Origin of the sequence: Pseudomonas edaphica, from assembly GCF_965277385.1 — a bacterium.
GTDB lineage: Bacteria > Pseudomonadota > Gammaproteobacteria > Pseudomonadales > Pseudomonadaceae > Aquipseudomonas > Aquipseudomonas edaphica.
In genome coordinates this window covers 2,177,706-2,201,546 of sequence record NZ_OZ255725.1, presented here as the reverse complement: position 1 = coordinate 2,201,546, position 23,841 = coordinate 2,177,706, and the positions used below count along the sequence as shown (strand labels likewise).

20 protein-coding genes and 1 other RNA gene are annotated in these 23,841 nt (G+C 60.2%); 9 read left to right on the top strand and 12 right to left on the bottom strand.

Translation table 11 applies throughout. The features are described 5' to 3' along the window. Nucleotides 1-26: 26 nt before the first annotated feature. Both ACQY47_RS09930 and ACQY47_RS09925 read right to left on the bottom strand, forming a co-directional pair. Nucleotides 27-1,025, bottom strand: coding sequence for a class I SAM-dependent methyltransferase (locus ACQY47_RS09930; protein WP_017138209.1), 999 nt, complete (start codon nucleotides 1,023-1,025; stop codon nucleotides 27-29). A 30-nt stretch (nucleotides 1,026-1,055) separates the two neighbouring features. After that, nucleotides 1,056-2,018 carry a 2-hydroxyacid dehydrogenase gene (locus ACQY47_RS09925; protein WP_138449571.1) on the bottom strand — a complete coding sequence of 321 codons (963 nt, stop codon included), beginning with the start codon at nucleotides 2,016-2,018 and terminating at the stop codon, nucleotides 1,056-1,058. Nucleotides 2,019-2,105: 87 nt separating this feature from the next. Between ACQY47_RS09925 and ACQY47_RS09920 the strand changes: the two genes are divergently transcribed. From ACQY47_RS09920 to ACQY47_RS09900, 5 genes are all read left to right on the top strand, one after another. Beyond that, nucleotides 2,106-2,738: a LysE family translocator gene (locus ACQY47_RS09920; protein ID WP_056859000.1), complete on the top strand. Its 633-nt coding sequence runs from the start codon at nucleotides 2,106-2,108 to the stop codon at nucleotides 2,736-2,738. Nucleotides 2,739-2,996: 258 nt separating this feature from the next. Beyond that, complete coding sequence (locus tag ACQY47_RS09915) at nucleotides 2,997-4,679, top strand: fatty acid--CoA ligase (protein WP_017138206.1); 1,683 nt, start codon at nucleotides 2,997-2,999, stop codon at nucleotides 4,677-4,679. Nucleotides 4,680-5,012: 333 nt separating this feature from the next. Beyond that, nucleotides 5,013-6,872 (top strand): DUF1302 domain-containing protein, encoded by a 1,860-nt coding sequence (locus ACQY47_RS09910; protein ID WP_017138205.1) that lies wholly within the window; start codon nucleotides 5,013-5,015, stop codon nucleotides 6,870-6,872. A 43-nt stretch (nucleotides 6,873-6,915) separates the two neighbouring features. Further along, nucleotides 6,916-8,280: a DUF1329 domain-containing protein gene (locus ACQY47_RS09905; protein WP_017138204.1), complete on the top strand. Its 1,365-nt coding sequence runs from the start codon at nucleotides 6,916-6,918 to the stop codon at nucleotides 8,278-8,280. Nucleotides 8,281-8,467: 187 nt separating this feature from the next. Beyond that, the gene (locus ACQY47_RS09900) at nucleotides 8,468-11,197 is read left to right on the top strand and encodes a LuxR C-terminal-related transcriptional regulator (RefSeq protein WP_017138203.1); all 2,730 of its coding nucleotides are present in this window, start codon (nucleotides 8,468-8,470) and stop codon (nucleotides 11,195-11,197) included. A 153-nt stretch (nucleotides 11,198-11,350) separates the two neighbouring features. On the opposite strand, the gene ACQY47_RS09895 is transcribed toward ACQY47_RS09900, so the two are convergent. The 6 genes from ACQY47_RS09895 to ACQY47_RS09870 all read right to left on the bottom strand — a co-directional run bounded on the left by ACQY47_RS09895 (nucleotide 11,351) and on the right by ACQY47_RS09870 (nucleotide 16,887). Beyond that, nucleotides 11,351-11,911 (bottom strand): PqiC family protein, encoded by a 561-nt coding sequence (locus ACQY47_RS09895; RefSeq protein ID WP_428557030.1) that lies wholly within the window; start codon nucleotides 11,909-11,911, stop codon nucleotides 11,351-11,353. A gap of 14 nt (nucleotides 11,912-11,925) precedes the next feature. Then, nucleotides 11,926-13,575 carry an intermembrane transport protein PqiB gene (locus tag ACQY47_RS09890; RefSeq protein ID WP_428557029.1) on the bottom strand — a complete coding sequence of 550 codons (1,650 nt, stop codon included), beginning with the start codon at nucleotides 13,573-13,575 and terminating at the stop codon, nucleotides 11,926-11,928. Continuing rightward, nucleotides 13,556-14,200: a paraquat-inducible protein A gene (locus ACQY47_RS09885; protein WP_428557028.1), complete on the bottom strand. Its 645-nt coding sequence runs from the start codon at nucleotides 14,198-14,200 to the stop codon at nucleotides 13,556-13,558. Before ACQY47_RS09885 ends, ACQY47_RS09890 begins: the two co-directional genes overlap by 20 nt. Continuing rightward, nucleotides 14,197-14,787 carry a paraquat-inducible protein A gene (locus ACQY47_RS09880; protein ID WP_428557027.1) on the bottom strand — a complete coding sequence of 197 codons (591 nt, stop codon included), beginning with the start codon at nucleotides 14,785-14,787 and terminating at the stop codon, nucleotides 14,197-14,199. Before ACQY47_RS09880 ends, ACQY47_RS09885 begins: the two co-directional genes overlap by 4 nt. A 73-nt stretch (nucleotides 14,788-14,860) precedes the next feature. Next, nucleotides 14,861-15,556 (bottom strand): retron system putative HNH endonuclease, encoded by a 696-nt coding sequence (locus ACQY47_RS09875; protein ID WP_428557026.1) that lies wholly within the window; start codon nucleotides 15,554-15,556, stop codon nucleotides 14,861-14,863. A gap of 5 nt (nucleotides 15,557-15,561) precedes the next feature. Then, nucleotides 15,562-16,887 carry an AAA family ATPase gene (locus ACQY47_RS09870; RefSeq protein WP_428557025.1) on the bottom strand — a complete coding sequence of 442 codons (1,326 nt, stop codon included), beginning with the start codon at nucleotides 16,885-16,887 and terminating at the stop codon, nucleotides 15,562-15,564. Nucleotides 16,888-17,079: 192 nt separating this feature from the next. Here ACQY47_RS09870 and ACQY47_RS09865 point away from each other — a divergent pair, with 192 nt between their 5' ends. Both ACQY47_RS09865 and ACQY47_RS09860 read left to right on the top strand, forming a co-directional pair. Continuing rightward, nucleotides 17,080-17,724 carry an MBL fold metallo-hydrolase gene (locus ACQY47_RS09865; RefSeq protein WP_428557024.1) on the top strand — a complete coding sequence of 215 codons (645 nt, stop codon included), beginning with the start codon at nucleotides 17,080-17,082 and terminating at the stop codon, nucleotides 17,722-17,724. Between the two features lie 243 nt (nucleotides 17,725-17,967). Beyond that, complete coding sequence (locus tag ACQY47_RS09860) at nucleotides 17,968-18,747, top strand: OmpA family protein (protein ID WP_017138197.1); 780 nt, start codon at nucleotides 17,968-17,970, stop codon at nucleotides 18,745-18,747. A gap of 67 nt (nucleotides 18,748-18,814) precedes the next feature. Here the strand turns inward: ACQY47_RS09860 and ACQY47_RS09855 are convergent, their stop codons facing one another. From ACQY47_RS09855 to ACQY47_RS09840, 4 genes are all read right to left on the bottom strand, one after another. Then, nucleotides 18,815-19,396, bottom strand: a complete 582-nt coding sequence (locus ACQY47_RS09855; protein ID WP_017138196.1) for a BON domain-containing protein — start codon at nucleotides 19,394-19,396, stop codon at nucleotides 18,815-18,817. Then, nucleotides 19,393-19,986: a phosphoheptose isomerase gene (locus tag ACQY47_RS09850; RefSeq protein ID WP_007904374.1), complete on the bottom strand. Its 594-nt coding sequence runs from the start codon at nucleotides 19,984-19,986 to the stop codon at nucleotides 19,393-19,395. The genes ACQY47_RS09855 and ACQY47_RS09850 overlap by 4 nt, the downstream gene beginning before the upstream one ends. 92 nt (nucleotides 19,987-20,078) lie before the next feature. Beyond that, nucleotides 20,079-20,450 carry a YraN family protein gene (locus ACQY47_RS09845; RefSeq protein WP_017138195.1) on the bottom strand — a complete coding sequence of 124 codons (372 nt, stop codon included), beginning with the start codon at nucleotides 20,448-20,450 and terminating at the stop codon, nucleotides 20,079-20,081. Continuing rightward, a complete protein-coding gene (locus tag ACQY47_RS09840) occupies nucleotides 20,450-22,261 on the bottom strand; it encodes a penicillin-binding protein activator (protein WP_017138194.1) in 1,812 nt (603 codons plus the stop codon). The genes ACQY47_RS09845 and ACQY47_RS09840 overlap by 1 nt, the downstream gene beginning before the upstream one ends. 165 nt (nucleotides 22,262-22,426) lie before the next feature. Between ACQY47_RS09840 and rsmI the strand changes: the two genes are divergently transcribed. Both rsmI and rnpB read left to right on the top strand, forming a co-directional pair. Then, nucleotides 22,427-23,332: a 16S rRNA (cytidine(1402)-2'-O)-methyltransferase gene (gene rsmI / locus ACQY47_RS09835; protein WP_017138193.1), complete on the top strand. Its 906-nt coding sequence runs from the start codon at nucleotides 22,427-22,429 to the stop codon at nucleotides 23,330-23,332. 96 nt (nucleotides 23,333-23,428) lie between these two features. After that, an RNA gene (gene rnpB / locus ACQY47_RS09830) (RNase P RNA component class A) lies at nucleotides 23,429-23,782 on the top strand. The last annotated feature ends 59 nt before the right edge of the window (nucleotides 23,783-23,841 follow it).

The window sequence follows — 23,841 nt, the reverse complement described above, 5'->3', positions numbered from 1 at the left end:
GGCAAGCGTTCTTTTTCAAATCGCCCTCAGCCGCGTTTGGCACGGTAAATGCGAAAACCATTGCCCTCGGCCTTGATCGCACACACGCCCAGGTGCTCTTCGATCAATGGTTGATACTTGAGGAAACTGTTGGCGACCAAGCGAAGTTCGCCACCTTTTGCCAGGTGTTTCGCCGCTTTTCGCAGCAGGTTTTCCGTAGCGAAATAATCCGTATGTACACCGACATGGAACGGCGGGTTGCTTAAAATCGCGTTCAAACCCATCGGCGCGGCGTCGATACCGTCACCGGTCAACACCTCGGCTTCCAGACCGTTGGCCGCCAGAGTCAGGCGGCTGCTGGCGGCGGCGAAGGCGTCCACATCGAGCATCGTCACGCTGTTATGCGGGTAACGGCGCTTGACCGCCGCCCCGAGCACGCCGGCGCCGCAACCAAAGTCGAGCAGATGCCCGCTCGGTAGCTTATCCAGGTGCTCCAGCAGCAGCTCGGTGCCGCGATCCAGGCGACCATGGCTGAACACGCCGGGCAGGCTCACCACCTTCAGCGGCCCTTCGGCCAGCGGCACCTCGAAGACTTGCGCCAGGCTTTCCAGCTCGACCGCTTGCGGGGCGTTGGCCACGGTGACTTGCCACAGCTGGCAATGCCGCGCGTTGTCGAGCTTGCGCGGCTTGCCGTACGGAATCATCTGCTTGGCGGCACTTTCGATGCCGCCCTTTTTCTCCCCGACCAAAAACAGCTCGGCACCGGGCAAGCGTGCGGCCACGGCGTTGAGCAGGTAGTCGGTGAGGTCTTTGGATTTTGGAAGGAAAATCACTGCCGCATCAAACCCGCGTTCGGGCACGTTCACGCCGAACTGGCTGCGCTCGGGAAAGCGCGCATCCAGTGCGGCCTGATCGCCGGCATGCCAGCTCCAGCCGTGGGCATTGGGCAGTCGGCCGAGCAAGTCGTCAGCGGGCAAACCTACCAGCAGCAGGTTGCCTTGAAAAAGTTCGGCCTGACGAAGCAGTACTTCACTGCGCGGATCCATAGTCTGCTCCTTGAAAAGGGGCGCAGTTTATCAACTGACGACGCGCAGCGGGGCACCGCTGAAAAAGCCTCGGGCGTTTTCGGCCAGTTGGCCAACGATACGCTGGCGCGCTTCGCGACTGCCCCAGGCGTTGTGCGGGGTGACGATCAAGCGGGGAATGTCGCCGGCCAGCAACGGGTTGCCATTCACGGGTGGTTCCACGCTCAGCACGTCGGTGGCCGCGCCGCCCAAATGGCCGCTGCGCAAGGCATCTGCCAGCGCCTGCTCGTTGATCAAACCACCACGCGCGGTGTTGACGATAAACGCGCCCGGCTTGAGCAGTGCCAGTTCACGGGTGCCGATAAAGTCGCGAGTGTGTTCATTGAGCGGGCAGTGCAAGGTCAGCGCGTCGACCTGTGCGAGCAGCTCATCCAGCGGCACGCGGTCGGCGCGGGCAGGGCGCCCGGGAATGGCGCCGAGCACCACGCGCATGCCAAAAGCTTCGGCCAGGCGTGCCACCGCGCCGCCCAGTTCACCATGGCCGAGCAGGCCGAGGGTTTTGCCTTCCAGCTCGACAATCGGGTAGTCCAGCAGGCAGAACTGCTTGGCCTGTTGCCATTTGCCTGCCGTTACATCCTGTTGATAGTCCTTCAGACGCGTCGCCAGGTTGAGCAGCAGCATGATCGTGTGTTGCGCCACCGATGGCGTGCCGTAGCCGTGGCAATTACTCACGGTAATGCCGTGTGCGCGGGCGGCGTCGAGGTCGATGTTGTTGGTGCCGGTGGCCGACACCAGGATCAGCTTGAGCTCAGGGCAGGCCGCCAGGGTTTGCGCGTTGAGGGGGATCTTGTTACTGATCACCACCTGAGCGCCTTGCACGCGTTCAAGCACATTTTGTGGCGTGGTGTCGGTGAACAGCTGCAAATCACTGAAGCTGTTGCGCAGCTCGCTGAGGTCGAGGTCGCCCAGGTCCAGGGACGGGTGATCAAGGAAGACGGCGCGGCGATTGTTCATTCTCAACTGTACCTTTTGCGACGAGGTTCGAAGGCGTAATCTGCCGAGCCTATCAGATGAAATAATCAGTTACTTAATGGAGTGAGCATGTACGTCGCCGAGTTTTTGACCGTAGCCCTGATTCACTTGTTGGCAGTGGCCAGCCCCGGCCCGGATTTCGCCGTGGTGGTGCGTGAAAGTGTTACCCATGGCCGTCGCGCCGGCACCTGGACTGCGCTGGGCGTGGGCTCGGCGATTTTCCTGCACGTGGGGTACTCGCTGCTCGGCATCGGCTTGATCGTGTCGCAGTCCATTGTGCTGTTCAACGCGCTGAAGTGGGCCGCCGCTGCGTACCTGCTGTACATCGGCTTCAAGGCTTTGCGCGCGCAGCCGGCCAAGCCGCCCGCCGAGGGCGAGTTGCACCGTGAAGTCGGCGAGCGCACCCCACGCGGGGCGTTTACCGCAGGGTTTGTCACCAATGGTTTGAACCCGAAGGCCACGCTGTTCTTCCTGTCGCTGTTCACGGTGGTGATCAACCCGCACACGCCACTGGCGATCCAGGCCGGTTATGGCGTGTACCTGGCAGTGGCGACGGCGTTGTGGTTCTGCCTGGTGGCCATGCTGTTCAGCCAGCAGCGCGTGCGCGCCGGGTTTGCGCGGATGGGGCATTGGTTCGACCGGACCATGGGCGCGGTGCTGATTGCCATTGGTGTGAAGTTGGCGTTTACCAGCATGAAATAAACCCACACGGGTAACACACGGCCACTGTGGGAGCCGGGCTTGCCCGCGATGCAGGCGCCTCGGTGTATCAGTTGCACCGAGGCGACGCTATCGCAGGCAAGCCAGCTCCCACAGGGAATCGCTATAAGGCTCCAGTAGTGGCGCAAAGCTAGCATTCATTGGTCGCTGCAAATCATTCCTTTGGCTGATTTGGCTGAAACATTAGCGCTCTACAGTGCAGGTCTTAGCCAAGACCGTGCAGTCAGATAAGGGATTCGTATGTTGCAGACCCGTGTTATCCCGCCCGCCGAAGGCGCTTACCAATACCCGTTGTTGATCAAACGCCTGTTGATGTCCGGGGCGCGTTACGAGAAGACCCGGGAAATCATCTACCGCGACAAGCTGCGTTACACCTACCCGACCCTGATCGAGCGGGTCGCGCGCCTGGCCAATGTGCTGACCCAAGCCGGGGTCAAGGCCGGTGACACCGTGGCAGTGATGGACTGGGACAGCCACCGTTACCTGGAGTGCATGTTCGCCATCCCGATGATCGGCGCGGTGATCCACACCATCAACGTGCGCCTGTCGCCGGAACAGATTCTCTACACCATGAATCACGCCGAGGACCGCTTTGTGCTGGTCAACAGCGAGTTCGTGGGGCTCTACCAGGCGATTGCCGGGCACCTGACCACCGTCGACAAGACCTTGCTGCTCACCGACGCTGACGCCAAGACTGCCGAGTTGCCGAACCTGGTCGGCGAGTACGAAACCCTGCTGGCGGCCGCCAGCCCCAAGTACGACTTCCAGGACTTCGACGAAAACTCCGTCGCCACCACCTTCTACACCACCGGCACCACCGGCAACCCCAAGGGTGTGTACTTCACCCATCGCCAGTTGGTGCTGCACACCATGGGCGTGGCCACCATCATGGGCAGTGTCGACAGCGTGCGCCTGCTGGGCACCAACGACGTGTACATGCCGATCACACCGATGTTCCACGTCCACGCCTGGGGCTTGCCGTATGTGGCAACCATGCTCGGTTTGAAGCAGGTCTACCCCGGCCGTTACGACCCGGAATACCTGGTGGAGCTGTGGCGCAAAGAAAAGGTCACCTTCTCCCACTGTGTGCCGACCATCCTGCAAATGGTGCTCAACGCCAAGGCCGCCCAAAACGTGGATTTTGGCGGCTGGAAAATCGTCATCGGCGGCAGCGCGCTCAACCGCACGTTGTATGAAGCGTCCAAGGCGCGGGGCATTCAGCTGACTGCCGCGTATGGCATGTCCGAAACCGGGCCGCTGGTGTCCTGCGCCCATCTCAACGAAGAGTTGATGGCCGGCACCGAAGACGAGCGCACCACCTACCGCATCAAGGCCGGCGTGCCCGGGCCGTTGGTGGAAGCGGCAATTATCGACGGCGACGGCAACTTTTTGCCCGCCGACGGCGAGTCCCAGGGTGAACTGGTGCTGCGTGCGCCGTGGCTCAGTGAAGGTTATTTCAATGAACCGCAAAAGGGCGCCGAACTGTGGGAAGGCGGCTGGATGCACACCGGTGACGTGGCCACCCTGGACGCGTTTGGCGTGATCGATATTCGCGACCGCATCAAGGACGTGATCAAGACCGGCGGCGAGTGGATTTCGTCATTGGCCCTCGAAGATCTGGTCAGCCGTCACCCGGCGGTACGCGAAGTAGCGGTGGTGGGCATCGCCGACCCGCAATGGGGCGAGCGCCCGTTTGCGTTGCTGGTGGTGCGTGATGGCCATGTGATAGGTGCCCGAGAGCTTAAGGAGCACCTCAAGCCGTTCGTGGAGTTGGGGCACTTGAGCAAGTGGGCGATTCCAAGCCAGATCGCCGTTGTTACTGAAATTCCCAAGACCAGTGTCGGCAAACTCGACAAAAAACGTATCCGCGTTGACATCATCGAGTGGCAGGCCAACAACAGTACGTTCCTGTCCACGCTCTGACCCCCTTCGCCGCGCCCGTTCGGGCGCGGCAATGCTCTAACTCGCGGCTTCACTTGTGATTTCAGAATTTTCAGCCATCCTTCCCCCGCCGGCCTTCGTCGGCGTGGCGAAAGGGTTGTGGCAGACAGGTTGGTGATGCAAATCACACTTTAGAGGGATCAAGCGCTACCCCCTGCTGGCTATAGTCCCACTCAGAGTTTTTCACGGATGTTGCGCTGCGGGCCATGGGGGCCCGGTTGCCGTTCGGCATTGGGATCGTTGTATTCCGGCCGTTACATGCATCCAGAAGAAAGAACTCACTGCCATAACAATAATGCACATGGAGTAGCGTCGATGACCTCAGTAAACCAGTTCTGGCGCCGGGCAAGACTGCCCCTGGCCGTCAGTCTCGCTTCTACGCTCGCCGGGCCCGCATTCGGCGTCAGTTTCAACATCGGTGAAATCGAAGGCAGCTTCGACTCATCCCTGTCGGTGGGGGCGAGCTGGTCGACTGCCGGTCGCAATAAAGACCTGATCGGTGCCAACAACGGTGGCAGGGGGTTGTCGCAGACCTCCGATGACGGCCACTTGAACTTCGACAAGGGCGACTCCTTCTCGAAGATCTTCAAGGGTATCCATGACCTTGAGTTGAAATATGGCGACACCGGCATCTTTGTGCGTGGCAAGTACTGGTATGACTTCGCGCTGCAAAACGAAGACCTGGACTTCAAGAACGTCAGCAACAACAACCGCAAAGAGGGCGCCAAGTCTTCCGGTGGGCAGATCCTCGATGCCTTCATCTACCACAACTACACCATCGCCGATCAGCCGGGTAACGTGCGGTTTGGCAAGCAGGTGGTGAGCTGGGGTGAAAGCACCTTCATTGGTGGCGGTATCAACTCCATTAACCCGATCGACGTGTCCGCGTTCCGTCGTCCGGGCGCCGAGATCAAGGAAGGCTTGATTCCGGTCAACATGTTCTACGTCTCGCAGACGCTGACCGATAACCTCTCGGCCGAAGCGTTTTATCAGCTGGAGTGGGACCAGACCGTCACCGACAACTGCGGCACATTCTTCTCCCAGCCGGACGTCATCTCGGATGGTTGCAGCAATAACCTGCGGGTGCTGAACAAGCGCTCCACCATCCCTGGCGCGGCCTTGCCCACCCTTAACGCCCTGGGCGTGGACGTGAACAACGAAGGTGTGCTGGTACGTCGCGGCGGTGACCGTGATGCACGCGACAGCGGCCAGTTCGGCGTGGCCATGCACTACAACTTCGAGCCGCTGGACACGGAGTTCGGTGCGTACTTCATGAACTATCACAGCCGTGCGCCGATCTTCAGCGCCACCGGCGCGCCAAACTCGGCCTACACCCGTCCGTTGGGGCCGCTGGCGGCTTTGCGTCCGTTGATCGTGGCAGGCAGCTCCCAGTACTTTGTTGAGTACCCGGAAGATATCCGCCTCTACGGCTTGAGCTTCTCCACCACGCTGCCTACCGGCACCGCCTGGAGTGGTGAATTGAGCTACCGGCCAAACGCGCCGGTGCAACTGAGCACCACCGATATCCTGTACGCGGGCGTCACGCCGATTCCGGGCTTTGGCAATGCATCGGTGCTCAAGGGCACACCGGGCCAGGACCTGCACGGCTACAACCGTAAGGAAGTGACCCAGTTCCAGACCACCTTCACGCACTTCTTCGACCAGGTCATGGGCGCTTCTCGCCTGACAACCGTGGGCGAAATCGGCGTGACCCATGTGGGCGGCCTGGAGAGCAAAAACCAGGCACGTTATGGCCGTGATCCGGTCTTCGGCCCTGGCACGCTACCCGGCGGCTTCTGTAATGCGCTTAACAATTCGACAGCCAACGGCGCAGGCCTGCCCAATGCGTCCGGCCTGAACACCAATTGCAACAACGACGGCTACACCACCGCCACGTCCTGGGGTTATCGCGCCCGGGCCATTTGGGAATACCCGGATGTGTTTGCCGGTGTGAACCTCAAGCCCAACGTGGCCTGGTCCCATGACGTCAAAGGTTATTCGCCTGGCCCTGGCGGCAACTTTGAAGAAGGTCGCAAGGCCGTCAGCCTGGGTGTGGATGCCGAGTACCAGAACACCTACACCGTCAGCCTCAACTACACCAACTTCTTTGGTGGCAAGTTCACCACCGTGGATGACCGTGACTTCATCGCGCTGAGCGCCGGCGTGAACTTCTAAGCACAACCTCTTTAAGCAGTCTGTTTTCAGGAAGAACCAGAACATGAAAATAACTAAAAGTCTGTTGCACGTGGGTGTGCTTGGGCTGTCGATCCTGGCGAGCAACGTCATGGCGGCAGTCTCGGCGGATGAAGCCGCCAAGTTGGGCACGACCCTGACGCCGATGGGCGCTGAAATGGCCGGTAACGCGGCCGGCACCATTCCTAAATGGTCGCCGCTGCCTACCAATGCCGGCGCCGTGGATGCCCGTGGCTTCCTGGCCAACCCGTATGCCAGCGAACAGCCGCAGTTCACCATCACCGCGCAGAACGTCGAGCAGTACAAAGACAAGTTGGCGCCGGGGCAGTACGCGATGTTCAAGCGCTACCCTGACACCTTCAAGATGCCGGTCTACCCGACCCATCGCGGCGCTACCGTGCCGGCCGATGTGTTTGCCTCGATCAAGAAGAACGCCACCAGCACCAACCTGGTGTCCGGCGGCAACGGCCTGGAAAACTTCGAAACCGCGATTCCGTTCCCGATTCCGAAAAGCGGCGTGGAAGTTATCTGGAACCACATCACCCGCTATCGCGGTGGCAGCGTGACCCGCCTGGTAACCCAGGCCACGCCGCAAACCAATGGCTCGTTCAGCCTGGTGTACTTCCGCGATCAGTTCGTGTTCCGCGACAAAATGAAGGACTACGACCCGAAAAACCCGGGCAACGTGCTGTTCTACTTCAAGCAGCAAGTCACCGCACCGGCGCGTCTGGCCGGTGGCGTGCTGCTGGTGCACGAAACCCTGGACCAGGTGAAAGAGCCGCGTTCGGCGTGGGTCTACAACGCCGGCCAGCGCCGTGTGCGCCGGGCGCCGCAAGTGTCCTATGACGGGCCAGGTACCGCCGCCGATGGCCTGCGTACCTCCGACAACCTCGACATGTACAACGGTGCCCCGGATCGCTACGACTGGAAGCTCGAAGGCAAGAAAGAAATCTACATTGCCTCCAACAGCTACAAGATCGACGATCCGAAGCTCAAGTACGCCGACATCATCAAGGCCGGCCACATCAACCAGGACCTGGCCCGCTACGAGCTGCGCCGCGTCTGGCACGTGGTTGCGACCCTGAAGGAAGGCCAGCGCCACATCTATGCCAAGCGTGATTTCTTCATCGACGAAGACACCTGGCAAGCGGCGGTCATCGACCACTATGACGGTCGTGGCCAACTGTGGCGCGTCGCCGAAGCCCATGCCGAGAACTACTACGACAAGCAAGTGCCGTGGTACGCCATCGAAACCCTCTACGACCTGCAGTCCGGCCGCTACCTGGCCCTGGGCATGAAGAACGAAGAGAAACAGGCCTATGACTTCGGTTTCACCGCTTCCACCGCAGACTTCTCCCCGGCGGCCTTGCGCCAGGATGGGGTTCGCTAAGCTGCTTTAACTGAGGCCGCACCCTCAGCGTGAAGCCCCGACTGGTTCGGGGCTTTTTTATGTGGGGATATTTTTTGTCGCAGTTCTTTTTCAGGCAAATGCCGCAAAGATCTACAAACCCGCCGCTTTTACCGCTAGTCTGCGGACATCTGCAATGCCGACAACAGCCTTCTACAAGAGCCCGGCGATGACTGATCTGTCCCGAATCCAAGGGCCTGCGAGCGCGGTGATTCCGACCCTGGAAGCGCGTTTCTACAGGCCACCGCTGCCTGACGGCTACGTGCTGCGCCCTCGCCTGTGCGAACGCCTGAGTGCTGGCCTTGCGGGACGACTGTTGCTGGTAAGCGCCCCGGCCGGGTTCGGCAAGAGTTCGTTGGCGGTGGAGTTTTGTCAGAGTCTGCCGGCGCATTGGCAAAGCCTGTGGCTGGGCCTGAGCCCACGGGATAACGACCCCGGCCGCTTCCTTGAGCGCTTGCTCGACGGCTTGCAGCAATACTTCCCGCAACTCGGCGCCCAATCCCTGGGCCTGCTGAAAATGCGTCAGCGTCACCAACCCTTTGCCTTTGAAGAATGGCTCGACGGCTTGCTCGACGAGCTGACGTTGCACCTGTCCACACATGCGCCCTTGCTGCTGGTGCTGGATGACTACCATCTGGCCCAAGGCCCGGTGCTGGATCGCTGCCTGCAATTTTTCCTCAATCATTTACCCGATGGGCTGCTGGTTTTGGTCACCAGCCGCCAGCGCCCGGACTGGCACCTGGCGCGGCTGCGACTCTCGCGCCACCTGCTGGAGCTGCACGAACAAGACCTGCGCCTGACCCACGACGAATCGCTGGCCGTACTCGATAGGCACAGCAGCTCGTTGCGCGGCGAAGCCCTCGACAACCTGATTCGTCGCAGCGAGGGCTGGGTGGCTGGCCTGCGCTTCTGGTTGCTGGCCCTTTCCGAAGCTGGCAATGAAGCCGCGTTGCCGCAACATTTGCACGGTGGCGAAGGGCTGATCCGCGACTACTTGCTCGAAGAAGTCATTGATTGCCTGCCAGCAGAAGTTCAAGCCTTCCTCTACGACACTGCGCCTCAGGATCGTTTTTGCAGTGAGCTGTGCGACGCCGTGCGCGAAGCCCACGACAGCGCGCACATCCTCGGTTATTTACAGGCCCACCAAGTGTTTCTGGTGCCGCTCGATGAGCAGGGCCACTGGTATCGCTACCACCATCTGTTTTCCGACCTGCTGCGTACCCGCCGTGCGAGCAGTGCCACCGTGCCGATTGCCAGCCTGCACCTGCGTGCCTGCCGCTGGTTCAACACCCAGGGCTTGATCGATGAAGCGGTGGAACAGGCGTTGCGCGCCGGCCACCTGGATGTGGCGGCGAACCTGGTGCAGAACCTGTCGGAGGAGCAACTGCTGGCCGAACAGAACGTCGGCATGCTGCTGCGCTGGAAGATGGACTTGCCCGACAGCCTGCTGATCAGCACGCCGCGTTTGATCGTGCTCTACAGTTGGGCATTGGGGCTGGCCTGCCAACTGGATGCGGCCGAAGAACTGTCTGGCTACCTCAGCCGCTTCCTGCCGGCACCGTCGGCCACTGCGCAAAAGTCGATGCTGGCACAGTGGCTGGCGCTGAGCGGGATTATCGCTCGAGGCCGAGGCGATCGTGAGTCGACCCTGCGCTACTGCAGCGAGGCGTTGGAAAGCTTGCCGCAAAAACGTTACGGCCAGCGCCTGATGTGCCTGTCGACCCTCTCAAACCTGGCAATCGTCGATGCCGACCTGTGGCGTGCCCGTGGCCTGAATCGTGAATCCCTGGAGCTGGCGCAGCGCGTCGGTAACCCGCTGTTCGAGGCGTTGGCCCATTACGATCGCGCGCGGGTGTTGCAGGCGCGGGGCGAAATCCTGCGTTCCCTGGACGAAGTGCGCCAGGGGCTGCAACGTCTGCATGGCTTGGCGCCGCAGCGGCTGTACGCGGTGCGCGCGCGGTTGTCGCTGTACGAGGGCTATCTGCTGCTGGTGCGCTATCAGCCCGAGGCCGGCCTTGTACGTTTACGCGCGGGTCTGAACGAAGCCCGCGCCTGCCGGGATATCAGCGTGCTGATCGGGCATTGTGTAATTGCCAGCTTTGAAGGGCGCCGTGGGGACTTTCCCACAGCGTTTGCCGAGCTTGCCGAAGCTGAGCGCTTGATGCACATCTGGGATGTGCCGCCGATCTACTACCTGGCGATGATCACCCTGATCAAATGCGAGCTGTGGCTGGCTCAAGGCCGCACTGACTTGGCAGATGCCTGGTTGACCCGGCTGGGGCAAACCTACAACGGTGAACACGCAGCAGCAGCGCCGGAATTTCACCCGCACTTGCCACAACATATCGAGCTGCAACAGGCTGCGCTGGACGCCACCCGTCATCAGCCGGCCGCCGCGTTGCAACGCCTCGAGGAGCTGGCTCAGCAAGCGCATAACAGTGGGCGGCAAATGATTGCCCTAATGGCCCTGACCCAGCAGGTGCAGTTGCTGCTGGAGTGTGGGCAGCAAGACCAGGCCCGGCAAGTATTGGCTCGCGCCCTTGAGGCGGGCGCCGGTGGGGCGTTGCAACCCTTTCAGCGGCTGCTGGAGAGTTATCCGGACTGGATGCGTGAGCAGCTTGGCCGGGAGGCTCATGGCTTGCTGAACCAGAGTTTGTTGGCGCTGTTGCCGGTTGTAGCTGACGCCCAAGTACCGTCCGGCCAGGAAACCCTCAGCGTCCGCGAACTGGCGGTGCTGCAACTGATCGCCCAGGGGTGTTCGAACCAGGAAATCAGCAATCAGTTGTTTATCTCCCTGCACACGGTGAAAACCCACGCCAGCCATATCAACAGCAAACTGGGTGTAGAGCGCCGGACTCAAGCGGTGGCCCGTGCCAAGTCGATGGGGCTGCTGGCCTGATAATGGGCCAGCTTTCCTGTAGAAGCTGGTGTGTGTGGGAGCTGGCTTATGTGGGAGCTGGCTTGCCTGCGATGCAGGCACCTCGGTCTATCAGTCAAACTTAGGTGATGCTATCGCAGGCAAGCCAGCTCCCACACTGGTCTGACTGTCTCGCTACGGCGCAGTCGGGCACGCTTTCAGCGACGTGTCGGCGGTTTTGCTGACCAAGGCCGCGAAGCGCTTGAGGTTGTTCTGATGCGCCACCACCAGGTCATCAATGCTCGGGCCTGCGGGTGTCTGCAAGGTGGTGCGGCAAGTCAGCGGTGCGGCATCTCCCCCGCTTGTGGACCGCAGGCGCCAGCGCACATCGAGCAGCGCGTATTGGCCCGGCGCCGAGTCAAATCGCTGCACTTCAACGCGCAACGACAGGGGCTGCCGGGCGTGACTGTTGGCCAATTGATCCACCAGCGCGCTTTTCAGCTCATCGGCCAGGGTTGCGGCCCACCATTGGGTTTCCAGGATCGCCACGCCACTGTCGCCCTGGCGAATCACGATTTGTGCGCGGTCGACCTGAGGCGGCACGCTGATGCTTTCAATGCGGATATCGCTGGCCTGTGCCTGAGTGCTGTTATTCCAGTGCACCGGGGTGAGAGTGTGGAACGCAATCGGCTCACTGCGACAGGCCGCGAGCAACACCAGCGCGGCGACCAAGGTGATTTTCAGGGGAAAGCTCATGGCGGCTCCAATGGTCATTTGCGCGGTGGCCCTTGCAGGTCTGTTGGTGCGGCGCTGTCGGGGCGACCGCGAATCAGCGATTCCGGATGCCGGCCCAGGTAGTCCGACAGTTCGCGCAAGGAGCGCGACATACGCGCCAGTTCATCCAGGGTCTGGGTCAGTTGTTCACGCTGCGGCGAGTCTTCGGCCAGGGTTGAGTTGGCCGACTGCAAGGTCTTGCTCACGTCGCCCAGGGTGCTCTGCACGCCAGGCAGGGTCTTGGCGTTGAGCTGGGCAAGGCTTTTGCGCAGCTCAACCAGGCTGCCGTCGAGGTTGCCGGCGATGCGCTCCATCGGCAGTTGGTTGACCTTGTTGACGATGCCTTCGAGTTTCTCCTGCAACTGTTCCAGATTGCCGGGGATGGTCGGAATGTTGACCGGGCGCAGGTTCGGGTCAAACGTGACTTTGTCGGCTTTCGGGAAAAAATCCAGGGCGATGTACAGCTGGCCGGTCAGCAGGTTGCCGCTGCGGGCCTGAGCGCGCAGGCCGTTTTCGATAAAGGTGCCGATCAGGCGCACGCCGCCTGCTTCATCGTTAGGGTCATGGTTGGTGGCCTTGAGCAGCTTGGTGTTGGCTTCGCCGAGCAATTGCGGGTAAATCACGATGCCGACGTTGATCGGGAAACTGCGTTTTTTGGCATCGAAGTCCAGGTTGATCGACACCACTTTGCCGAACTCGACACCAAGAAATTCCACCGGCGCGCCGACCTTGAGCCCACGCAATGCCTGATCAAAACGCAGCGCCATGTATTGCCCTTGACCGTTGGGCGGGGCGAGGGCGCTTTGCTGGTCGTCGAACAGTTCATAGGGGTGATCTTCGCTGGCCGGTTTGTCGTTGGGGCTGTAGGGCGGTGCCTGGAATGCGATGCCGCCGGCCAACATCGATGACAAGGACTCGGTTTTCAGTGCGAAACCATTGGCGCCGACGCTCAGGTCAATACCGCTGGCATTCCAGAATCGCGTGTTTTCGGTGACGTACACATCATTGGGCGCATGCACAAAGACCTCGATCTTCACGCCCTTGCCATCGTCATCCAGCTCGTAGGCCACCACCTGGCCCACCGGGATCTTGCGGTAGTACACCGGCGAGCCGATATCCAGGGAGCCCAGGCCCTGGGTATGCAACGTGAAGCGTTTGCCCGGCTCGCCATAGGTGATAGGCGGCGGGTTTTCCAGGCCCTTGAACTGTTTGGCGCGGGTATCGGATTGGCCGATATCGGCACCGATATAGTCACCGGACAGCAGGGTATCGATGCCCGACACGCCACCGGCACCGATGCGTGGGCGCACCACCCAGAACTTGGAGTCTTCACGGGTGAAGCTTTCCGCCTGCTTGGCCAACTTGATGGTGGCGTTGACGCTTTTCTGGTCATCGCTCAAGGCCACATCCGAGACTTGGCCGATCACCACGTTGCGGTATTTGACTTCGGTTTTATTGGCGACCAGGCCGTTGCCGGTCTTGAAGTTGAGGACGATGACCGGCCCCTGTTGCAGCACGCTGTGTACCACCAGCGAGATGCCCACCAGCACCGCCACGATCGGCACGATCCACACCAGCGAAACGCTGAAGCGCCGCGTCTTGATCGCCGGTGAGCCGGCGGGGGTGTCAGTGTTGCGTGAACTCATCCGAGATCTCCTCGTTGTGTGGGTTTTCCCAGATCAGGCGCGGGTCGAAACTCATCGCCGCGAGCATGGTGAACACCACCACCAGACCAAAAAACAAAATGCCCAGGCGCGGCTCGATGGTGCCCAGCGCCTGGAACTTCACCAGCGCGGCCACCAGCGCGACCACAATCACATCGAGCATGGACCAGTAGCCGATCAGCTCCACAAACCGAAACAGCTTCGAGCGCTCCTTGCGCGCCCACTGGCTGTTGCGCTGCACGGTGACCAGCAACAGGGTCAGCGAGAGAAACTTGATGCCCGGCACCGCAATGCTGGCAATGAAGATGATCAGGGCAATGTCCCAGGCACCATGCTGCCAGAACTCCAGCACGCCGCTCATGATGGTGCTGTCCGCGCCGGAACCAAGCAGGGTGGTGTTCATCACCGGCAATAAATTCGCCGGGATATAAAACGCCAGTGCCGTGAGCATGTAGGCCCAGGTGCGGGTCAGCGAGTGGAGTTTGCGCCGATGCAGCGGCGCGCCGCAGCGTTCACACGCGCTGGGTTCGTCGCGCATGTCGCACGGCTGGCCGCAGGTATGGCACAGGCACAGGTTGAGTTCACGGGCGGTCGGTGGTGAGTTCATACGGCGTCCCACAAGTCGCGTACGTCACGCCCGGCGATGCGAATCAGCAGCAAGGCGAGGGCGGCGAGGGCGAACAGGCCGGTGCCGGGGATCACGTCGAGCATGCCGGCCAGCTTGAACACCGCGACCATGGCGCCCAGCAGGCAGACTTCGAGCATGCTCCACGGCCTCAGGGCTTCCAGCCAGCGCATGCACAGTTTGAACGCTGGCGAGCGCTTGCCGGCCAGGGCGAAACTCAGCACCCACATCAGCAAGAGCAACTGAAACACCGGCGCGATGATGATCGAGATCGCCGCCACCAGCGCAATAAAAGTGATCGGCCCCAGGCTCAGTGCGATCACCGAGTCCCACAGGGTCGCGCTGTTTTTCAAGCCTTTGAGGCTGATGCTCATCACCGGATAGAAATTGGCAAAGGTCCACAACACGGCTGCGGTAACGGTGAGCGCGAGGCGCTGTTGCACCGACAAACCGTTGTAGCGCTGCAACACGCCCGCGCAACGGGTGCACAGGGCTTTTTGATGTTTGGCGAGCGTGACCTTTTCGTACACGCAATCGCAGTGTTCGCAGATGATCCGAGGATTGGCCATACGTCTTGCTCCAAATGCGACGCTGCGGTGCGGGTTCCATGGCGCTGGAGTAGCTTAGTAGCCTAGACGCGCATCAGGCGTGGCCCAGTAAAAAGTGTTTGATAGTCGTTGCGTAAGGTTGCCAGCGAGTACTTTCGATTTCGTAGAGGAAGTATTCATTACGGTCGTCCTCATCCCACGATGCCAACTCTTCAATATCCTGATCCTTGATCTTCCGATAGCTGCGCACGGCATTGGCCCGGGCGCCAATCAATGCTCCATTGTCCAGGCCGAATACACGAATGGTCTCTGCTGCACGATGCTGCTCTTCAGCATTCAGTGAGCTGCGTGCACGCACCTCACCGGAGGAGTGGAAATAGAGGTAGAACTCAGGGTCATGCTCGTCCGGTTTGACGAGCTGGTCAGCATCATAGTGGGGGGCCGAGCGTCGGTCTTTATAGTGCCCGCAATGTTCGTCGGCTCCGCAGGCGAGGAAAAAATTACTCCATTCAAACGTCAACTCTGGGTAGCCATTAGGGTGCTTTTGGCTTTTTCGACGAAAATGTTCGATGTGGCCTTCGTGGTAAATAGCACTTTCGCAATAGGCACAACGCACACCGTATTCGGCCGCCTCTGCGGTGGTGATGCCGGGAATACCCTGTAACTGAACCAAGGCAAAACGCAGCTGTTTTTTACAAGCACCGCGAAAGTCATCCCAAGTTTGGGTGTGATAGTCGTATTCCGCCAAGCAGGCTGGGGCGTTGATAGAGGCGCGATCCAGTTTGAGCATGACGATCAGTCCTTCGTGTTCAAATGTTTGCGCAACTTGAATGTTTGAAAGCGAATGAGCCTGTCAGACTCGAGCATGACAAGGTTTCTTGGACCGTAGAAATCCAGCAGCTTTGAGCGTAGGGCGCAGCCGTCGGCGTCTTCATGGGTGCCGTTTTCAATTTTTGCGGTGTAGTCGGCCAGCCATTGCGCCTCCTCTACCGGTGGAATCGGGTTCACACCCATTACGTCGTTGAGTGCGACTGCGCTTTCAACGCCTTTGACTTCTTGCGATGGGCATACGGCCTGCCACTGTCCTTGAGCGTTTTGGTAAACAATTCGAGTGTTTTCGCGTTTTACAGTTGAGAGAACCTGAGGGCTGTGGGTGCTCACGATGAACTGTATTTTAGGAAACGCGCTGCGCAAGCTGGCAATGACACGTTGCTGCCAAGCGGGGTGCAGGTGCAGGTCGACTTCGTCAATCAATACGATGCCGGTCGTCTCACGCGGTGCTCTTTCTTTGAGGTGCCCATTAAGTCGAGCGCAGCGTAATGCCAGATCAGCTACCAATGTAATCATGGCGCGCACACCATCACTGAGCAAGCTGAGTGGCAGGGCCGCGTGATCTGGGTGCGACATGGACAACCCTTCAAATGTCAGGCTGTAATGGAAGTCGCTCCAGCCCTCTTCGGCCATCACGTTGTTTACGGCATCTCTGATGCCTTGCAAGCGGGGTTCCAAGTTGGAGTGCTCGTAACCAGGCTGCTGTTTTTGTTGCAGGGCTGCCAGTGTGGCTTTCCTCATCCATTCCTGTAGTTGAGCAAATGTAGAGAACACAGAGAGGCAATCTTCATAACCGGCGGTACGACTTTCAGTCAGTACCGCTTTACTCGATACATTTTTATGGCTTACCCACAGTCGCCTGGAACTGTAGTAGCGCACGATCGGAAGTGAAACCTCTGAAGTGTTTCGCAGCATCGTCTGAAGCGCTCGCCCCCATGCCGCCAGTGGTTCGGCTTCGCGGGTGGTCGTGCGACTTTTCGGGCCATTTAAGGCCCGCTGCCAATGCACTTCTGGATCGCCCAACTGGGCGTTGATAACAACAGGAAATTGTTGCTCGCTCTCGAAGCCCCCGCCAACTCTTACATAACGCGCATCGGTGCGCTCAATATGCTTGGATACGCCCTGATCAAATGCGCCAACGAAAGGTCCTAGAGCAGCCACGATAGCCTCTAGAACGGATGTCTTGCCTTGACCGTTGCGCGCCGCGATCACCGTCAGTTCGGGATCGAAGCTGATTTCGAATTCGTCAAAGCGGCGGTAGTTTTTCAGGCTTAGCTTTGTGAGATTCATAGGCTCTCTTCTGACTGAACAACGCGGCCCTGGCAGTTCTTGCAGCGCATCAATAATGGCTGTCCTGCGAGCGCGAAACTAATAGACGAGCATACTAACAGTGCTACACACCTGTGTGGGGGCGCTGAGATTCTCAATGCGCTTCGTCTTATAATGGCCTGCTAAAAAATGATTTTAATCAAAGGAATCTATATGGACGCCCCAGGGATTGCGTTGATCCGCGAAACCTTCCCCGTCGGCCCTTTGCAGTGCAACTGCACCATCATTGGCGATCCGATCAGCAAAAAAGCCATAGTGGTCGACCCGGGCGGCAATCACGAGCTGATCCTGGCGCGCCTCGATGCGCTGGGCCTCAAGGTGGTGAGCATTATCCACACCCACGCCCACTTGGATCACTTCCTGGCGTCCGGCCAGTTGAAAGAGAAGACCGGCGCCACGCTGCATTTGCACAAAGAAGACCAATTTCTTTGGGATAACCTGGAAATGCAATGCCAGATGTTTCGTGTGCCCTACACGCCGGTGCCGTCGCCGGACCGCTGGCTGGAGGACGATGAGGAGTTGGCGTGTGGTTGTGGGGTGGCGCTGCATACGCCGGGGCACACACCGGGTTCGATGAGCTTCTGGTTTGCCGATGCCAAGCTGCTGATCGCCGGCGATACCTTGTTCAAGCGCGGCGTGGGGCGTACCGACCTGTGGGGTGGCGACCAGGCGACTATCGTGCGCTCGATCAAGCAGCGGTTGTACACCCTGGATGAGGGCGCGACCGTGGTGACAGGGCATGGGCCGGACACCTGTTTGGGTGATGAGATGCGCGAGAACCCGTTTGTGCGGGCTTGAGGGTACGCCTGGAAATAATTCCTGGGCGGGGGCTGTTCTCTCTCAAGCACCGCAGTAGCAAAAAACGCAGGTCGCATTCAGCCTGCGTCTGCTACGGTTTCCCTGGCGGTGATAGGGGCCAGTATTTTGTTCTGGCTCGGGACGTGGCCACGGAATTTTTACCGTTTGTCGCGTTCCAAACTCCGCACAGGTCGATTGCCAATGTCCTCTGCACCACAGAATGCAAAAGTAGGAGCTCCCTTCATGTTCACTCCGCGTCGTCTGCTTGTTGTCGCTACCGCTGTAGCCCTGTTGTCCGGCTGCGCTTCACCTAATCCTTATGGCGGCAGCCAGGGACAGGCCAGCAACGGTTCCGAAGGGGGTATCAGCAAAACCGCCAAATACGGCGGCCTGGGTGCTCTGGCCGGTGCGCTGGCGGGTGCTGCCATCGACCATAACAACCGTGGCAAGGGCGCACTGATCGGTGGTGCTATTGCAGGCCTGGGCGCCGCCGGTTATGGCTACTACGCCGACCAGCAGGAAAAGAAACTGCGCGAAAGCATGGCCAACACCGGTGTTGAAGTGCAGCGCCAGGGTGACCAGATCAAGTTGATCATGCCGGGTAACATTACCTTCGCGACCAACTCCGACGCCATCGCCAGCAGTTTTTACCAGCCGCTCAACAACCTGGCCAACTCCCTCAAGCAGTTCAACCAGAACACCATCCAGATTGTCGGCTACACCGACAGCACGGGCAGCCGCCAGTTGAACATGGACCTGTCCCAGCGTCGTGCCCAGAGCGTGGCCAACTACCTGACCTCTCAAGGCGTCAGCCCGACCAACCTGAGCGCCCGCGGTGCCGGCCCGGATAACCCGATTGCCAGCAACGCCGATGTGAATGGCCGTGCCCAGAACCGTCGTGTAGAAGTTAACCTCGGCCCGATCCCCGGCCAGCAATACGGCCAGCCTGGTCAACAGCAGCAACAACAGGCGCCGCAGCAGAACAACCAGTTCCAGGGCAACCCGTACCAGCAATACCAGTAAACCCTGGGCAATAAAAGGGCGCCGTGCAGTCAATGCACGGCGCCCTTTTTTGTGGCTGGCGATTACATCAGTCGATGTATTCGAACACTTTCACGATCTTCTGCACGCCGGACACGCCCTGTACCAGGTTGGCGGCACGGGTGGCTTCTGCCTGGGTCAGCAGGCCCATCATGTAGACGATGCCATTATCGGTGACGATCTTGATGCGCGAGCCGGGTACACCGCTGTCGGTGAGCATCTGCGCCTTGATCTTGGTGGTCAGCAGCGCATCGTTGCTGATGGCCAGCAGGGTGATCGGGTCCATGACCTGCAGCTCGTTGTGGACCTTCTTGACCCGCTGGACCGTCGAGGCGGCTTGTTCGGCCTGGGCCTTGAGGTCGGCACGCGGCGTCTGCCCGGCCAGCAGTACCACGCCGTTGAAGCTGGTGACCACAATGCGCGAGGCGCCGTTGCCCAGGTCGGTAGCGGCCTTGGCGACGTTGACCTTGACCTTGGTTTCGATCAGCGAATCGTCGATGGTGCTGCCAAAAGTGCGTGTGCCCCGGTCATCCTGAATGGGTGTGTCACGTGTCGCAGTGATTGCCGTGCTGCACCCGCTGATGGCGAGGCACAGCGTAATGGCCAAAAGGCTGAGGCGGTTAACGGTCATTCTTCACTCCCGAACAGTTGGCTGTCGATCAGATCGCACAGGCAGTGGATCGCCAGCAGGTGGACTTCTTGAATGCGTGCAGTGACGTTGGCCGGGACACGGATCTCCACGTCCTCAGGCAATAACAGTGAGGCCATGCCGCCGCCGTCGCGCCCGGTCAAGGCTACGACAATCATTTCGCGGTCATGTGCGGCCTGGATCGCTTGAATAATGTTCGCCGAGTTGCCGCTGGTAGAAATAGCCAGCAACACATCGCCGGGTTGGCCCAGGGCGCGGATCTGCTTGGAGAAGATTTCGTTGTAGCTGTAGTCGTTGGCGATCGAAGTGATCGTCGACGAGTCGGTGGTCAGCGCGATGGCCGGCAGGCTCGGGCGTTCGCGCTCGAAGCGGTTGAGCAGCTCGGAGGAAAAGTGCTGGGCATCACCGGCCGAACCGCCGTTGCCGCACGAAAGCATCTTGCCCTCGTTGAGCAAGGCATTGACCATGACCTGACTGGCTTGCTCGATGTGCGGTGCAAGTACGTCCATCGCCTGTTGCTTGGTGTCGATGCTGGCCTGGAAAAGCTGGCGAATTCGGGATTGCATGTCCATCTGTGTGACCTTAAGTAGCGCGGCTGTTTGGCACAGAAATGTGCAGCCCGCAAAGCAAAGAGCAAAAGTGTGTGGTGAAGATATCCGGGCAATCAGCTGTCGAAGGCATTCTTGAGCCAGTTCAAATCAGCTGGGCCTGCCGGTGTGCTTTCCATGGCAACCACATCGAAACGGCAGGGGCTGTCAGCCCAGCGATGCTCTTTTTGCAGGAAAAACTGCGCGGCGAGTATCAGCTTCTGACGCTTGCGCCCATCGATACTGGCGAGCGCGCCACCCCATTGTGCGTGTTTTCTGTAGCGGACTTCGACGAATACTACTGTATCGCCGTCAAGCATGACCAGATCAAGCTCACCGCGTTTACATAACCAGTTCTGCGCCAGAAGGCGCAGACCCTGTTGTTGCAGATAGTTCAGAGCTTGCAGTTCGGCGTCCTTGCCGCTTTGTGCGCTGGACCGCTCGAGCATCAGCGCGGGGTGTCCGGCAGGCGTTGAATCTCGCCGCCGACGAACTTCGCCCATGGCATCTGGCGGTCAACACGCTGGTAGGCGCCGATACCCAGGTTGCCCGACAGGCCGTCAACGCGAGTGTCCGGCAGTGCCTTGAGTTGGCCCAGGCGCGGTGCCAGGCGGTAGGCGTCCACGCCCATCGCATACAGGCGGCCAAGGCTGCCATTGGCCTGTGGCCATTGCGCGGCAACCTGGTTGCGCAGCGGGTCGGTGGTGTTGAGCAGCCACGGGGTTTCGCAGAACATCACGTTGGTCATGTCCAGGTACTGGTTTTTGTCGCCGCTGGCGCTGAACACGTGGGACGTCGCATACACAGGCACATCACCGGCGTACTGGAAGTTAAGTGTCGGTTTGATCTGCTGGGCCAGTTGCGGCGTCACAGCCAGGAAGATGAACTCGATGTCCTGGCGGCGCGAAGGTTGCGCGGCGACGTCGGTGCCGACGGTGCTTTGCAGGCTCTTGGCGCGGCCTTCGCTTTTACGCAGTTGGAACAGGTCAGCAATCTGCTGGGCGAGGGCCACCGGCTGATCGACGTACTCAACGCCAACCACGGTGCCGCCGTTGGCTTCCCAGTCCTGACGGAAGGCTTTATAGACGCGCTCACCCCATTCGCCACGCGGCACCATGGCGGCGGCGCGGTGCAGGCCGTCGGCACGGGCGCGACGCGAGACTTCGCGGGCTTCGTCTTCAGCGGCCAGGCCGAACTGGAACAGTTGCGGCGGGTTTTCGTTAAGTTCGCTGTAGTTCAGGCCCAGGGTGGTGATCGGCAATTGCCCGCGGGAGGCGAGCTGCTTGACCAGTGGTTTCTCCAGCGGGCCGACTACCAGTTGCACGCCGGCAGCCTGGGCCTTGGCGTAGAAGTCGTCGAGGGAGGTCAGGCGCGAGCTGTCATAGAACTCGATCACCGGCGGCTTCTGCCCGGCTTGTTCAGCCTGGAAGTGCGCCGCCATGAAGCCTTCACGCAGCGCCTTGCCGACCGCCGCCAAAGGGCCTTCCTGCGGCAGCAGCAACGCGATTTTGGTCAACGGCTGGCTGGCCAGCTCCTTGAGCTTGGTCAGCGGGGTCGGCAGGTTGACTGCCGCCGGGTGGCCTGGGTTCTGCGCGCGCCAGGTATCAATGGCGGCTTGCTGTTGTTCCAGGGTGCCGGCGCCTTTGATTGCCTGGGCCAGGGTGATCCAGCCGTCGAGGGTCGGGTTGCCGCTGGCTTGCAGTTGCTCTGCAGGCAGCGCGGCGACCAGCGCCCAGATGGCTTCGTGGTTGCTCTTGGCGGCATCACCCGTCAGCAACGGGGCCATGGCCACCCGCTCACGCGCGGCAGCCATAGTCTGGCCATCGGCTTCATAGGCGCGAGCATGCACGGTGCCGGTACGGATCTGCTGGTCAGTCGGCAGCTCCTTCAGGCTTTGCAGGCTGGGGTGGTTCAGGGCGGCCAGAGCCGCTTTGGGTTGGTTGCGCGCCATGGCCAGTTCCGCGGCCAGGGTGCTGGCAAAGACTTGTGCGGCCGGCTTCAGGACATCCAGGGGCACCTGCGCAAGAATCTGCGACGAGCGGCCAGGGTTGTTCTGGTGGTAGGCCAGGTCTGCCGCACTCAGGCGCAGCATCGCGGCCTTTTCTGGCGTACTGGCCTTGGTGGCCTGTTCGAGCAGTTGCTCGATACTGGCATCCGGGGTCCGGGGGAGGTCGCCAAGGCTGGACGAGGGCGAGCTGGCGCACGCGGCCAGTAAGGCAGCGAGGCAGAGGGCGGAGAGCAGCCGCAGGCAAGCGATCATGTAAGTGTTCCTGATACCGATCAAATTAGCGTGGAATTGTACCCAAGCACTGGCCCAGGCGCGATGTTACTGGCGTGAAACCATCGATTTAGGTCGTGTAAATGTTGCGAGCCGGCATCGATGGCCGACCTCGAGGGCATATTATCGGGGCGCCTACGCGCTACAATGCGACTTTTCCTTACCATCGAGGTGTGCGTTTTGACTGCTCCAGGTCCTTTGAATTCCACTGCAGGCTCGCTTTTTGTCGTGGCGACGCCCATTGGCAACCTGGACGACATCAGTGCTCGGGCGCTGAAAGTGTTGCGTGACGTAAAATTGATCGCGGCGGAAGACACGCGGCACTCCCAGCGTTTGATGCAGCATTTTGGCATCAGCACGCCATTAGCCGCGTGCCATGAGCATAACGAGCGAGAAGAAGGCAGCCGTTTTATCACGCGCTTGCTGGCGGGTGACGATGTGGCGTTGATCTCGGATGCCGGCACTCCGTTGATTTCCGACCCTGGCTATCACCTGGTTCGCCAGGCGCGTGCCGCTGGTATCAATGTAGTGCCAGTTCCGGGAGCGTGCGCGCTGATTGCGGCATTATCGGCCGCCGGGTTGCCGTCGGACCGTTTTATCTTCGAAGGTTTCCTGCCCGCCAAGGCGGTTGGGCGCCGTGCGCGACTGCAAGCGTTAAAGGAAGAGCCGCGTACGTTGATCTTTTACGAGGCGCCGCACCGCATTCTCGAGTGCTTGCAGGACATGGAGCTGGTGTTCGGCGGCGAACGCCTGGCGCTGTTGGCTCGGGAGCTGACCAAAACCTTCGAGACCCTCAAAGGTTTGCCGTTGGAAGAACTGCGTGCGTTCGTTGAGGGCGACAGCAACCAGCAGCGCGGTGAGTGCGTGGTGCTGGTGGCCGGCTGGACCGCACCGGAAAATGAAGATGCGGTGGGCAGCGAGGCTATGCGCATCCTGGATCTGCTGCTTAAGGAAATGCCCCTGAAGCGTGCGGCAGCCCTGGCGGCTGAAATTACCGGCTTGCGTAAGAACGTGCTGTATCAAGTCGCGCTGGATAAGCAGAAAGCCGAATAGTTCCGGGGTTACGCCGGTATCCCGTCCGAACGTGATGGCATTGCTGCACTTTTAATACTTGTCCTCAAGCCGTCGTGCCGTTAACCTGCGCGGCGGAGAGTCGATTGGACAGTCGCTGCCCTCTATGAAAATTAGGGGGGGGAGGAAAGTCCGGGCTCCATAGGGCGAAGTGCCAGGTAATGCCTGGGAGGCGTGAGCCTACGGAAAGTGCCACAGAAAATAACCGCCTAAGCACTTCGGTGCCGGTAAGGGTGAAAAGGTGCGGTAAGAGCGCACCGCACGACTGGCAACAGTTCGTGGCTAGGTAAACCCCACTTGGAGCAAGACCAAATAGGGTCCCAAGGCGTGGCCCGCGCTGGGACCGGGTAGGTTGCTAAAGATGTCCAGTGATGGCCATCGTAGACGAATGACTGTTCAAGACAGAACCCGGCTTACAGATCGACTCTCCACCTTTTTTCCTTCTGCCCGAATCTCGTGCAGAAAACCGGTAGTAACGCAAGAATCCCTCC